This window comes from Candidatus Liberibacter solanacearum CLso-ZC1 (assembly GCF_000183665.1).
In the GTDB taxonomy this organism is placed as follows: domain Bacteria; phylum Pseudomonadota; class Alphaproteobacteria; order Rhizobiales; family Rhizobiaceae; genus Liberibacter; species Liberibacter solanacearum.
This window is the reverse complement of record NC_014774.1, coordinates 1,029,650-1,043,532: the sequence shown is the minus strand read 5'-3', so window position 1 is coordinate 1,043,532 and position 13,883 is coordinate 1,029,650. Positions and strand designations below refer to the sequence as shown.

The following is a 13,883-nucleotide window of genomic DNA, read 5'->3' as shown; positions in this document are numbered from 1 at the left end:
CCAGAAAACATCAATTATTCTGAGAGATTTAAGACTTAAAAAGATCGATAGTTTTATTGGTTTTTAATGGGAAAAGAGAGGCTTTAGGAGTAAAGTTATTGATGGGATTAAAAACATATTATGCGATCTCTTTCGCTTAACGGTTGGTAATTTTCCAGGAGTTTGCGAGCTTTTTTCTCATCTTTTTGAGTATGCTTTTGTAATTCTTGGAGGTCTTTAAATTTTATTTCTGGACGCAAGAAATCAAAGAATGAAACAGCGCATGTTTGTCCATAGATTTCTTGAGAGAAGTCGAAAATAAAACTTTCTAGAAGGAGAGGGCCGTTTTGAATGACGGTTGGATTTCTACCAAAGTTTGCAATTCCATTATAAGATATTTTATCTTGTGTGCGAAAATGGATAGTATATACTCCTTCTTTAAGTGAGGTTTCCGATGATAGTTGCATATTTGCTGTAGGAAATCCTAATGTGCGTCCTATTTTTTTTCCATGAACGACTTTTGATTCAATGGTAAAATGATATCCGAGTAAATGAGCAGCGTTATGAACATTGCCATTTGTTAATTCTGTTCTAATCTTGCTAGAAGATATAATCTGATCGGTGTTATCACGCAATTCATCAATGAGGATGGTATTAAATCCATATTTTCGTCCACTTTTTTCCAAGAAAGTTCCGTCTCCAGAACGATTTTTCCCGAATCGGAACTGGGATCCTGTAATCACTTTTTTTGCTTCTAGCCATTCTACTAACACTTTACGGATAAATTGCTCGGAAGAATAATTAGACATTTCTAGGGTAAATTTATATCTAATAAGCGCAGAAAAGCCCATTTTTTCGAGGATTTTTGTCTGAATGGATTGGGGGGTTAACGTAAATAGTGGAGTAGAAGATTGTAGTACAATACGGGGATGGGGGCTGAATAAAAGAACCGCAGTTGGAGCGCCATTAGCTATTTTTATGGCATGTTCTAGTATTGAATAATGCCCAAGATGTATTCCGTCAAAATTTCCTATGACGACTACCCCACCCTTTAAATGATTTGGCAGTGGTTGGTTTGTTTCAATATTATGGAAAACGTGCATAGTTGTCCCTGTTTAGATTAATTCTCGAATCCACCAATGAGGATGTAAATTTTTCCTTATAAAGAAATTTTGCAACATTTGTGCCTCAATTTTATTATTTGCCGAATATTCATGCGTATGAATTCCTTGGCTCACGTATAATGCATCTATTCCGGATTGTAGGGCTCCTTTAATGTCGGTTTCCATTCCATCTCCTATAGCAAGTATACGTTTCTTGTCTAATGAATTACATAGAGTAGATATTTTTTTAAATGCCATTTCGTAGATAGGTAAATGGGGTTTTCCTACCATTTTAATTATTCCGTTTAATTGTTGATAGATGAGGGCTAGTGCTCCGGCACAAGGAACAACTTTATTGCCACGATTGGCTAATATATCGGGATTAGCGCAGATAAAAGGAATGTTACGGCGCGCAAAAGGCTCTAACAATATGCGATAATCTTCAGGTTTTTCTGTTTCATCGTTGTATAAACCAGTGCAAATTATTGTTTCGGCATATTGTTCATCAACTACTTTAACATTGAGATTTTCAAGTAGAACGCGATCTCTGTCAGGTCCTATGAAAAATATATTGTGTGATTCTTTTGCAAGTAGGTGATGGGTTAGATCGCCAGAAGTGATTATATCGTCCCAGAATTTTTGTGAGGATCCTAGTGATTGTATGTGGGAGATAACACTGGCAGATGGACGTGGAGAATTGGTCAATAATATTATTTTTAAGCCATTCTCACGCGCTTTTTGTAAAGCGGGAATGCTTCCAGGAAATAATTTTTGCCCATTATGGAGCACTCCCCATACATCACAAAGGATGATATCGTAAAATGGTGAAATTTGACATAGAGATGAGATTTCTTTCGTCATTTAAATTCCTTTATCCTCAGTAAAATCTATAGTAGTACATGGATATTTAATTTACTATTGAATATAAATATTCTTTGATTCAATCATTCCTATTACTGATTTATAGTGCAATCAATGTGATTGATCTTTTTATCCTCAGTAAAATCTATAGTAGTACATGGATATTTAATTTACTATTGAATATAAATATTCTTTGATTCAATCATTCCTATTATTGATTTATAGCGTAATAAATGTGATTGATCTTTTTTGGTTTATTGTTGGGGGATCCCCCTTGACTTCATAGTGGTTTGTTCCTAGATAAACGTTACTAGCACTCGTGTGGATTAGAGTGATAACAGTAACAAGGATATTGTTTTAGCTTGTTGTTGTATTCGTTTTTTTTAAATTTAGGAGTTGGAATATGGTGGATAAGCGCTATTTGCGTCCGTCAAGAGGTCGTGTGGTTATACGCCGTCTTCAAAGTGAAACAATGACAGAAAGCGGTCTTATAATACCAGATACCGTTTCTGAAAAGCCTTCTGCCTGTGGAGGTGAAGTAGTATGGGTTGGCGCAGGTGTTACCGATCAATCTGGAAAAGTTATTGAACCTGAAGTAAAGCCTGGTGATGTCGTTCTTTTTGGCAAATGGTCTGGAACGGAAATTAAGCTTGGAAGTGATGAAGAATATCTTGTTATGCAAGAATCAGATATCATAGGTGTCGTAGTTGGAGACAGGCCAAAATAAGTAATGTTTAAATGGGATCTTGTTGATCTCTGTTAATTATATGATTTCGTAAAATCAGGAGTTTTAGTCTATGTCTGCTAAAGATATTAAGTTGGGTATTAATGCTCGGGACAGTGTGGCGTATGGTGTGAACGCACTTGCTGACGCTGTAAAGTGTACTCTCGGTCCCAAAGGGCGTTGTGTTATCATCGCTAATTCTTTCGGGGCTCCTCGTGTCACTAAGGATGGTGTGAGTGTTGCTAAAAGTATAAGTTTTAAGAATCATTTCCATGAAGTCGGTGCTCGTATGATACGAGATGTAGCGACTAATGCAGAAGATAATTCAGGAGACGGTACAACTACCGCTACTTGTCTTGCTCAGGCGATTATTAATGAAGGTCGGAAGTATGTTGCCGCTGGACTTAATCCTATGGATTTGAGGCGTGGTATCAATCTCGCTGTTCAAGAAGTTGTAGATTATCTTAAAGTTAACCATAAAAAAGTTGGAAGTCGTGAAGAAATCATCCAGGTAGCAACTATTTCTGCTAACGGTGATAGAGATATTGGTGAAAAAATTGCTTTTGCGATGGAAAAAATAGGTCCACATGGAATTATTACCATTGATCAAGCCAAAACAGCTACTACTGAAGTTAGAGTTGTTAAGGGGATGCAATTCGATCGAGGGTATATATCTCCGTATTTCATGACCAATTCTGAAAAAATGACTGCTGAAGCTGAAAATCCATATATCTTGGTTTATGACAAGAAAATATCGGCTCTTCAACCCCTCCTTCCATTGCTGGAAATTGTTGCTCAATCTGGTCGTCCTTTATGCATTATTGCTGAGGATGTAGAAGGGGATGCATTGGCAACTCTTGTTGTTAATAGATTGCGTTGTAATTTATCAGTTCTTGCGGTAAAAGCACCTGCTTTTGGTGATCGTCGTAAGGCGGTTCTTCAGGATATTGCTGTTTTAGTAGGGGCTACTGTTATCTCCGATGAAGTTGGGCTTAAACTTGAAAAAGCTACAGTTGCTGATCTAGGTTCTGCTAAAAAAGTTGTTATGACCAAAGATGATACAACAATCGTTGGGGGATGTGGTTCTCAGGAACTAGTTCAGGCTCGTATTAGTGAAATTCAGGCCGCTATTGAAGAAACTAAATCAGATTATGACCGTGATAAGCTTAAAGAGCGTTTGGCTAAATTAGCTGGTGGTGTTGCTGTTATAGAGGTCGGAGATGTGACTGAGGCAGCGTTGAGTGAGAAAAAAGATCGCTACCAAGATTCTCTTGATGCTACACGTGCTGCATCCGATGAAGGTATTGTTGTGGGGGGCGGTATTTCGCTCATCCGAGCTGCTCAAGCATTATCTGTTAAAGGAGATAATAGTGACCAGTGCGCTGGCATAGAGATTGTTCGCAAAGTCTTGGGATATCCATGTCGTCAAATTATTGAAAATGCTGGCGATGAAGCTGCGCTTATTGTTAGCAAGATACAGGAAAACAAAAATGTTAATTTTGGGTATGATGCTCAGAAAGGCGTTTTTGGCGATATGTTTGAAATGGGTATTATTGATCCTGTGAAGGTAGTTCGTAATGCTCTACAGTCTGCGGCTTCTGTCGCGTCTATGCTGTTAATTACTGAAGCTGTTGTTGTTGATCTTCCAAAAGATGAATCAGCAGCTCCTCAAATGCCTGCCGGCGGCGGTATGGGCGGTATGGGTGGTATGGGTGGTATGGGTGGTATGGACATGATGTAAATCATTGTCATACATCCGTATGCCTATGGAGAGGGGGATTTAAAAAAATCCCCCTCTTTTTTATTATTTTTTCGTATAAAAGTCATGTTTTGAATTTTATTTTTTAATTACAATTAGGAATAATTTTTACTGGTACAGAGATGTATTTTATTTGAGATAAGATATGATTTTTTGGGTATTGAGCGTTATGTAGAGTTATTGCTTTTTTCGTCGGTTTTAAAGATATGAATTTATAGTTGTGAAAAATTTTAGTGTTCATTTTTTAAATTATTGGTATTTCAATCTTTATTATTGTTCTTAAGAGTGATTCATTGGGAGAGGTGTGTGCGGTGTTATTGCGCTCACATATCTGTTTAGATAATTTGCGATGATGGTATGTATTGACTTTTTTATTTTAAAAGACGCTCATTTTAGGATTGATGGATTTTTTTGCGCTCTATATTGGAATAGTTCAGGAATCTTTTTTGAATATTGTAATATATTTACCAAAATATTCGTGGTTTTATAATTTTTTCAATACTTGCTCTTTATGGAGACAATCAATGATAGGAAGTTAAAAAATATAGGGATATAATTAATATCTTATGAAATAGAATATTTCTACATCATTAAAGAGCAAATTTTTTTGAACTATCTTTATACACATGGTGGGCAATGAGAGATTCGAACTCCCGACATCCTCGGTGTAAACGAGGCGCTCTACCACTGAGCTAATTGCCCTCTAATTAGATCACTGATACAATAATTTACAAATGTTCGCAAATAAAAAATGGCATAATAAAAATAATTTTTTTGTTGATAAAAATAACATATCATTTTAGGTTAGTGATTGATTGTTTTATTGTGCATAGTAATAATATGTATTATATGGTAATTATGCTGTTGATGTTTTTAATTTAATGTGACTGACGTATTTCAATTGTATTTCCTGTCAGTTTTGTAGTAAATGAGTATAGAATATTTTTTCTAGTTTATTAGTTATGTATATAAGTTTTAGACTCGCTTTCTTGATTGATTGTCGCAAGTCAAATGATAATTGCGGGTGTAGCTCAGTTGGTTAGAGCGCCGGCCTGTCACGCCGGAGGTCACGGGTTCGAGCCCCGTCACTCGCGCCATATATATTAATTCACACCGTATATTTGTAATTTATGTGATATATTGTTCTCCTTTTAATATAATGTTATTGTATTGTTGTGAGAATGTATTTATTTTTATCCGTACAGATTAGTGCGTTTTGGTAATGGAAGTTAAGTCAAAGTGAATGATCTTTTAACCTCTTATGCTCCGATTTTAGTATTTATAGCCATTGCATCAGCAATAGTGATCGCTCTTATGATTTCTCCATTTTTAGTGGCTTTTAAATCTCCTGATCCAGAAAAGTTGTCAACTTACGAGTGTGGTTTTGATCCTTTTGACAGTGCTCATATGAAGTTCGATGTTCGGTTTTGTTTGGTATCTGTTTTATTTATTATTTTTGATCTAGAAATTGCTTTTTTATTTCCGTGGGCGGTTTATTTCAAGAAAATTGGTTGGTTGGGATTTGGATCCATGATGGTGTTTTTGGGGATTCTGACTGTTGGCTTCATTTATGAATGGAAAAAGGGAGCTTTGGAGTGGGACTAACGAAATTTGATCGAAAGATTGTTGTTGATCACAGTTCTTTTTCTCTGGAAAAGGCGGGTATGGATTTTCCCAGTACAGATACTGAGCTAATGAACAAAGGCTTTCTTGTAGCTCCTATTGATCAATTGGTGACTTGGGCTCGTACTGGATCATTGATGTGGATGACCTTTGGATTAGCATGTTGCGCTGTTGAAATGATGCAGGCTTCTATGCCTCGGTATGATCTTGAGCGTTTTGGTTTTGCGCCACGTGCTTCTCCGCGTCAATCAGATGTTATGATTGTTGCTGGTACGTTAACTAACAAAATGGCTTCGGCGCTTCGTAGGGTATATGATCAGATGCCAGAGCCTCGTTATGTTATTTCTATGGGTTCATGTGCTAACGGAGGGGGATACTATCATTATTCGTATTCTGTTGTACGGGGATGTGATCGTATTGTTCCTGTTGATGTTTATGTTCCTGGTTGTCCTCCAACGGCAGAAGCTCTTATTTATGGGATTCTTTTATTGCAAAAGAAAATTCGTCGTATTGGTAATATTAAGCGTTAAAAAGGTTATGATGTGGTTAGAAAGATGGAAGATATCGGTGATTACATAGTTAATTCCTTTGGTCGCTCTGTGAGGTCTACTATTAATTCAGTGGGAGAATTATCTCTTGATGTTGATTGTGGAGATCTGCTTTCTCTTTGTTATTTTCTTCGAGACGATTCGAATTGCCGTTTTGTAAATATAGTAGATTTATGCGGTGTTGATTTTTTAAGTCGTTCGAGCCGTTTTGATGTTGTTTATCATTTTCTATCTCCAAAATACAATTGTCGTGTACGTGTGAAAGTGGCTGTGTCTGAAGGGGATTCTATCCCTTCAATGGTTGAAGTATATCCTGCGGCAAATTGGTTTGAACGTGAAGTATTGGATATGTACGGCATTAAATTTGAAGGTCATCCTGATTTACGACGTATACTTACGGATTATGGTTTTGAAGGGCATCCTTTGCGTAAAGATTTTCCGGTCACTGGTTTTGTAGAACTTCGTTATGATGATAAGGCTAAGAAAGTTGTTTATAGCCCTGTGGAGTTGATGCAGGAGTACCGTGATTATGATTTTTTATCTCCTTGGGAAGGGTCGCCTCTTTTTGCTGATAAAGATTCTGAGAATGGAAACGTTTCTTAGAAAGATCGTTATTTTATTTTTTTGGTTTGATAGGGTTGGAGTCCATTATTGATGGGTGAGAAGAAGATTCGTGGTTTTACTATGAATTTTGGTCCGCAGCATCCTGCGGCACATGGAGTTTTACGGCTTATTCTTGAACTTGATGGTGAGGTTGTAGAGCGTGTTGATCCTCATATAGGACTTTTGCATCGTGGAACCGAAAAACTTATTGAGACCAAAACTTTTTTGCAAGCAGTTCCGTATTTTGATCGCTTGGATTATGTGGCTCCGATGAATCAGGAGCATGCATACGCTTTAGCAGTTGAAAAGCTTCTCGGAATTGAAATTCCAATTCGAGGACAATTAATTCGTGTTCTTTATTCCGAAATTGGGCGTATTCTTTCTCATTTGTTAAATGTAACCACGCAAGCTATGGATGTCGGAGCGTTGACTCCTCCTTTATGGGGTTTCGAGGAGAGAGAAAAGCTTATGGTATTTTATGAGCGTGCTTCTGGATCACGTATGCATGCAGCGTATTTTCGTCCTGGAGGGGTTCACCAGGATATTCCGCCTGTATTAGTTGAAGACATTGGTTGTTGGTGTGATTCTTTTCCTGCGGTGCTTGATGATATTAGCGGTCTTTTAACTGAAAGTCGTATATTTAAGCAACGTAATGTTGATATTGGTACTGTTAAACTTGAAGATGCGTGGGGATTAGGTTTTTCAGGGGTTATGATTCGTGGGTCTGGTGCGGCTTGGGATTTGCGCAAGTCTCAGCCATATGAATGTTATGCAGAGTTAGATTTTGATATCCCAATAGGAAAAAAAGGGGATTGTTATGATCGTTATTTGGTGCGTATGATGGAAATGCGTGAATCTATAAAAATCATACGACAGTGTGTGGATCGTTTGCTTGGAGATAATAGAGTGGGTCCGGTATTTGCTTCGGATTCCAAAATTATTCCTCCAAGAAGAGCTGATATGAAACGTTCTATGGAGGCGCTGATTCATCATTTTAAACTTTATACGGAAGGATATCATGTTCCGGTTGGAGAAGTTTATGCGGCTGTAGAGGCTCCTAAAGGAGAATTTGGGGTTTATTTGGTTTCTGATGGGAGTAATAAGCCCTATCGGTGTAGGATTCGTGCGCCCGGATTTGCGCATCTTCAGGCGATGGAATTTTTATGTAAGGGGCATCAATTAGCAGATGTTTCTGCTATTTTAGGATCTTTGGATATTGTTTTTGGTGAGGTTGATAGATAAATTCTGCTTAAGAATTTTTTATTGGTATAAAACTTTATTTTATTGGCATAGGGTTTGGTGAGGACTTAAAAAGATATGTCTATTCGTCGATTGGCAGCGGAAGAATTTCAACCATCGTCATTTTCTTTTAGTGAAGAAAATATTGTTTGGGCGAATGAAGTTATGAGCAAATATCCTTCATCACGTTATCAATCTGCGGTTATTCCGTTGTTGATGCGAGTTCAAGAGCAAGAAGGATGGGTTAGTCGGGCAGCAATTGAATTTGTTGCTGGTATGTTGGATATGGCATATATTCGTGTCCTTGAAATTGTAACTTTTTATACTCAATTTCAATTAGCTCCAGTAGGAACGCATGCTCATGTTCAGGTCTGTGGAACTACTCCGTGTATGTTGCGGGGTTGTGAAGATTTGATTGAGGTTTGTCGCAATAAAATCCATCAAAAGCCATTGCACAGGAATCCAGAAGGAAAGCTTTCTTGGGAAGAAGTGGAATGCCAGGGAGCTTGTGTGAATGCGCCAATGGTCATGATAGGGAAGGATACATACGAGGATTTGACGCCAGAGCGTTTAGAAGAAATTATTGAAGCTTTTTCTGCAGGACGTGGCGATTCTATCCGTCCTGGTCCTCAAATTGATCGAATTAGTTCTGCTCCTGCAGGAGGATTAACATCGCTTGTTGAAGAATGATAAAACAAAGAGGGAAAATGATAAAAACAGGGATATATTACTTTTCTGACTTTTGATTTTCTAGAGTGGTTTATCAATCTTTGTAATCGAATAATTAAGAGATATTTTAGAACAATAAGGCAAGAGAGGATATCGTTTGAATTTAAATTGATATCTAGAATGGGATGCGAATTAATGAAAATGGTATATAATATTTTTGAAGATGTACGGAATGACTCTTTGTAAAAAAGTATAGAAAGCCTGAACATGCTAAAAGATCAAGATCGTATTTTTACCAATCTGTATGGTTTGAAGGGAAAGTCTCTCGATGAATCGATGGCGAGAGGTCATTGGGATGGTACCGATAATATTTTAGGTAAAGGTCGTGATTGGATTATTAGCGAAGTAAAAGCCTCTGGTTTGCGTGGACGTGGTGGTGCTGGTTTTTCAACGGGAATGAAATGGTCTTTTATGCCTAAGACATGCTCTGATCGCCCTCACTATCTTGTAGTGAATGCTGATGAGTCTGAGCCTGGAACTTGTAAAGATCGTGATATCATGCGGCATGAGCCACATGTTTTGATTGAAGGTTGTGTCATTGCTTCTTTTGCTATAGGAGCACATTGTGTTTTTATCTATGTTCGTGGAGAATTTATAAGGGAACGTGAATCTTTGCAAACAGCGGTGGATGAATGTTATGCAAGGGGTCTTCTTGGTCGTAATAGTAAACTTGGTTATGATGTTGATATTATAGTACATCATGGTGCTGGAGCCTATATTTGTGGAGAAGAGACTGCTCTTCTTGAAAGCCTTGAAGGGAAAAAAGGGTTGCCTCGACTTAAGCCTCCTTTTCCTGCTAATATGGGTCTATATGGTTGTCCTACTACGGTTAACAATGTTGAATCTATTGCAGTGGTTCCTACTATTTTGCGGCGTGGTGCGAGTTGGTATTCAAGCTTTGGCCGTGAAAATAATAGAGGTACGAAGCTTTTTTCTATTTCAGGTCATGTGAACTATCCATGTACCGTTGAAGAATCTATGTCGATCACTTTTGATGAATTAATTGAAAAGCATTGTGGTGGTATTAGGGGAGGATGGGATAATCTTTTGGCTGTTATTCCTGGTGGATCTTCTGTTCCTTGTCTTACGGGAGATCAGATGAGAGGCGCTATAATGGATTATGATAGTCTTAAAGCGATGGGATCAGGGCTGGGAACTGCGGCTGTAATTGTGATGGATCGGTCTACAGATATTATTAGGGCAATATGGCGTTTATCTGTTTTTTATAAGCATGAGAGTTGTGGTCAATGTACTCCTTGTCGCGAAGGTACTGGATGGATGATGCGATTGATGGAGCGTATGGTTAGAGGGGTGGCTCAAAAGCATGAAATTGATATGCTGTTTGAAGTCAGTAAGAATATAGAAGGGAGAACTATTTGTGCTCTTGGTGATGCTGCGGCATGGCCAATACAAGGATTAATAAAGAATTTTCGGCATGTAATGGAAGAGCGTATTGATCAGTATAATGTACATCATTTTTGATGGTAAGGATGTTGATTTGGATGGGCATCAAAAATATTTTTTAGAGTATCCTCTTGTAAAAAGTGGTTTATTAAAATGATGGTAAAACTGAAGGTTGATGGTATAGAGATTGAAGTTCCTAGTGATTTTACGCTTCTTCAAGCCTGTGAATTTGCTGGTGTTGAAGTGCCTCGTTTTTGTTATCACGAGAGATTGTCTATTGCTGGTAATTGTCGCATGTGTTTGGTGGAGATTAAGGGTATTGCATCGAAACCTCAAGCATCCTGTGCTATGAATGTTTTTGATTTGCGTGCAGGTTCTAATGGTGAATTGCCTGAAATTTTTACCACAACTTCTATGGTTCGGAAAGCCCGTGAAGGCGTGATGGAATTTCTCCTGATCAATCATCCTTTGGATTGTCCTATATGCGATCAGGGAGGGGAATGCGATTTACAAGATCAAGCTATGTTTTTTGGATTTGGATCTTCTCGTTATTGTGACAACAAGAGATCTGTTGAAGATAAATCCATAGGTCCTTTAGTTAAAACAGTTATGACTCGTTGTATTCATTGTACGCGTTGCGTGCGTTTTATCACTGAGGTAGCAGGAGTGCCGGACCTAGGTTTGATTGGAAGAGGTGAAGATGCTGAAATTACTACTTATCTTGAACAGTCTTTAACCTCTGAAATACAAGGAAACATCATTGACCTTTGTCCTGTTGGCGCTTTGACCTCAAAACCATTTGCGTTTACAGTTCGTTCGTGGGAATTGACCAAGACAGATAGTATAGATGTGATGGATGCTCTCGGTTCTGCTATTAGGATTGATACGCGTGGCTGTGAAGTAATGAGAATTTTACCGCGTATCAATGAATCTATTAACGAAGAATGGATATCAGATAAAACTCGTTTTATCTGGGATGGGCTTAAGGTGCAGCGTTTAGATCGCCCTTATGTTCGTGTCGATGGGCGCTTGAGACCTGTTGATTGGGATTATGCCTTGAAGGTGATTAAAACAGCTGTTTCTCCTTCTGGTGTAAAATTAGGGGCTATTGCAGGAGATCTTGCTTCTGTAGAAGAGATATATGCTCTTAAGTTGATGATGCAATCTTTAGGTTGTAATAATTTTGATTGTCGGCAAGATGGAGAGAGTCTTGATCCTTCGTATGGCCGTTCTAGTTATATATTTAATCCGACTATTCAAGGAATAGATGAAGCTGAAGCAATGTTGATTATTGGCTCTAATCCTCGTTTTGAAGCGGCTATTTTGAATGCACGTATTCGTAAGCGGTGGCGACTTGGGAATTTTCCTATAGCTGTCATTGGAGATGTCGGAGAGTTGCGATATAATTATCAGCATTTAGGTGTCGGAAGCGAATCTTTAGCTAATCTTGTTTCGGGGAAAGATCCTTTTTTTAAGACATTGCAAGGGGTTGAGAAACCTTTGATTATGGTGGGGCAAGGGGCTCTCAAGGGTTTTAACAAAGTTGAGGTATTGGCAAATGCTGCTAAATTAGCTATTGATGTTGGAGCAGTCAGTGATTCATGGAATGGTTTTGCCGTTTTACATACTGCTTCTTCGCGTGTTGGGGCTTTGGATTTAGGCTTTGTTCCTGCGGATGATAATTTAAATGCAATGAATCTTTTACATAAAACTGACGTTGTATTTTTGTTAGGAGCAGATGAATTAGATTTTTCTCGTAAGAAGGCTTTTACTGTATATATAGGTTCGCATGGTGATAAGGGAGCTCAATCCGCTGATGTTATATTGCCTGGCGCTGCGTATACAGAAAAGTCAGGTTTGTGGGTGAATACTGAGGGTAGGGTGCAGATGGGCATGCGTGCTAACTTCCCTCCAGGTGAGTCAAGAGAAGATTGGGAAATAATATGTGCTCTTGCGGATAAATTAGGATGTATTTTGCCCTTTAATTCCTTATTGCAGTTGCGCTCTCATTTATATTCGCATTACCCGCATTTTATGCGATTAGATGAAATCGTTCCTTCTTCCACGGAGGGTATTTATTCTTTGGCTAAAAAAGCAGGAGAAATGCAGAAAAGAGAATTTGTTTCAACGGTAAATAATTTTTATTTAGCAAATGCTATAGCAAGAGCTTCGGCTACCATGGCTCAATGCTCTCTTGTAGCGCAAAATTGCGGTAAAAGTGTTTCTAATAATAGAGTGAGGGAATTAGAGTAATGTTTTCCTTCTTGGGGGAATTTTTTGTTCCTTTATTTTTTATGATCATTAAATCAATCGTTTTTTTGGTTGGTGTTTTGATTTTTGTGGCATATATCTTGCTTATGGATCGCAAGATTTGGGCGGCAGTGCAATTGCGTCGTGGTCCCAATGTTGTTGGTCCTTGGGGATTATTCCAATCTTTTGCTGATTTTTTAAAATTTGTATTTAAAGAGCCTATTATTCCTGCTAAATCCAACAAATTTTTGTTTCTCTTGGCGCCGCTCATTTCGGCTATTTTATCTTTGTCTGCGTGGGCTGTAGTACCTGTTGCGGATGGTTGGGTTATTGCCGATATCAATGTGGGAATACTTTATATTCTAGCAATTTCTTCCCTTGAGGTTTATGGTATTATTATAGGAGGATGGGCATCAAATTCAAAATATGCATTTCTTGGTGCCTTGCGTTCTGCTGCACAGATGATTTCTTATGAAGTTTCTATTGGTTTAGTGATTGTGACAGTTTTATTGTGTGCGGGTTCGCTGAATCTTACAGATATTGTTAATGCTCAAAAAAGCGGTATAGGAACAATTTTGGGATTTCCTCCCTCGATACTTGATTGGTATTGGTTGGCTCTTTTCCCAATGTTTGTTATTTTTTTTATTTCTCTTCTTGCAGAGACGAATCGTCCTCCCTTTGATTTATCCGAGGCAGAATCAGAGTTAGTTGCTGGTTATATGGTGGAATATAGTTCAACTCCTTACTTATTGTTTATGCTTGCTGAATATTCAACTATTGTTCTGATGTGTGTTTTGACAAGTATTTTATTTTTAGGAGGATGGTTGCCTCCGGTTGATATAGCAGTCTTTAGATATGTTCCTGGATTTTTTTGGCTTGTCTTTAAAACTTTAGGAGTGTTTTTTATGGTTTCAATGGTCAAAGCTTTTGTGCCACGCTATCGTTATGATCAATTGATGCGGTTAGGATGGAAGGTTTTTCTTCCTCTATCGTTTTCAATGGTTTTAATAGTTTCTTTCTTTCTCAAAATTATGATGTAATCATATAAGGGATTTTAAAAG

At 38.0% G+C, this 13,883-nt stretch carries 11 protein-coding genes, 2 tRNA genes and 1 pseudogene; 11 read left to right on the top strand and 3 right to left on the bottom strand.

The annotated features are described in order from the left end of the window. Positions 1–107: 107 nt before the first annotated feature. Positions 108–1,082 (bottom strand): bifunctional riboflavin kinase/FAD synthetase, encoded by a 975-nt coding sequence (locus CKC_RS04745; protein ID WP_013462387.1) that lies wholly within the window; start codon positions 1,080–1,082, stop codon positions 108–110. Positions 1,083–1,094: 12 nt separating this feature from the next. Then, complete coding sequence (locus CKC_RS04740) at positions 1,095–1,943, bottom strand: TIGR01459 family HAD-type hydrolase (protein ID WP_013462386.1); 849 nt, start codon at positions 1,941–1,943, stop codon at positions 1,095–1,097. A gap of 403 nt (positions 1,944–2,346) precedes the next feature. Here CKC_RS04740 and CKC_RS04735 point away from each other — a divergent pair, with 403 nt between their 5' ends. After that, positions 2,347–2,670, top strand: coding sequence for a co-chaperone GroES (locus CKC_RS04735; protein ID WP_013462385.1), 324 nt, complete (start codon positions 2,347–2,349; stop codon positions 2,668–2,670). A 70-nt stretch (positions 2,671–2,740) separates the two neighbouring features. Continuing rightward, positions 2,741–4,408 (top strand): chaperonin GroEL, encoded by a 1,668-nt coding sequence (gene groL, locus CKC_RS04730; RefSeq protein ID WP_013462384.1) that lies wholly within the window; start codon positions 2,741–2,743, stop codon positions 4,406–4,408. 645 nt (positions 4,409–5,053) lie between these two features. Here the strand turns inward: groL and CKC_RS04725 are convergent. Further along, a tRNA-Val gene (locus tag CKC_RS04725) sits at positions 5,054–5,128 on the bottom strand. Between the two features lie 318 nt (positions 5,129–5,446). Here CKC_RS04725 and CKC_RS04720 point away from each other — a divergent pair. The 9 genes and pseudogenes from CKC_RS04720 (at position 5,447) to nuoH (ending at position 13,862) form a co-directional block, all read left to right on the top strand. Next, a tRNA-Asp gene (locus CKC_RS04720) sits at positions 5,447–5,523 on the top strand. A 142-nt stretch (positions 5,524–5,665) separates the two neighbouring features. After that, positions 5,666–6,031 carry an NADH-quinone oxidoreductase subunit A gene (locus tag CKC_RS04715; RefSeq protein ID WP_013462383.1) on the top strand — a complete coding sequence of 122 codons (366 nt, stop codon included), beginning with the start codon at positions 5,666–5,668 and terminating at the stop codon, positions 6,029–6,031. 59 nt (positions 6,032–6,090) lie between these two features. After that, positions 6,091–6,579: a NuoB/complex I 20 kDa subunit family protein gene (locus CKC_RS04710; protein ID WP_244392010.1), complete on the top strand. Its 489-nt coding sequence runs from the start codon at positions 6,091–6,093 to the stop codon at positions 6,577–6,579. Positions 6,580–6,603: 24 nt separating this feature from the next. Next, positions 6,604–7,200, top strand: coding sequence for an NADH-quinone oxidoreductase subunit C (locus CKC_RS04705; RefSeq protein WP_013462381.1), 597 nt, complete (start codon positions 6,604–6,606; stop codon positions 7,198–7,200). Positions 7,201–7,251: 51 nt separating this feature from the next. Further along, positions 7,252–8,442, top strand: coding sequence for an NADH-quinone oxidoreductase subunit D (locus CKC_RS04700; protein ID WP_013462380.1), 1,191 nt, complete (start codon positions 7,252–7,254; stop codon positions 8,440–8,442). 75 nt (positions 8,443–8,517) lie between these two features. Continuing rightward, positions 8,518–9,126 (top strand): annotated as a pseudogene (nuoE, locus tag CKC_RS04695) (NADH-quinone oxidoreductase subunit NuoE); the annotation flags it as partial. Positions 9,127–9,375: 249 nt separating this feature from the next. After that, the gene (gene nuoF, locus CKC_RS04690; protein ID WP_013462378.1) at positions 9,376–10,650 is read left to right on the top strand and encodes an NADH-quinone oxidoreductase subunit NuoF; all 1,275 of its coding nucleotides are present in this window, start codon (positions 9,376–9,378) and stop codon (positions 10,648–10,650) included. A 78-nt stretch (positions 10,651–10,728) separates the two neighbouring features. Further along, positions 10,729–12,825: an NADH-quinone oxidoreductase subunit NuoG gene (gene nuoG, locus CKC_RS04685; RefSeq protein ID WP_044054391.1), complete on the top strand. Its 2,097-nt coding sequence runs from the start codon at positions 10,729–10,731 to the stop codon at positions 12,823–12,825. A 41-nt stretch (positions 12,826–12,866) separates the two neighbouring features. After that, the gene (gene nuoH / locus CKC_RS04680; protein ID WP_407059609.1) at positions 12,867–13,862 is read left to right on the top strand and encodes an NADH-quinone oxidoreductase subunit NuoH; all 996 of its coding nucleotides are present in this window, start codon (positions 12,867–12,869) and stop codon (positions 13,860–13,862) included. The last annotated feature ends 21 nt before the right edge of the window (positions 13,863–13,883 follow it).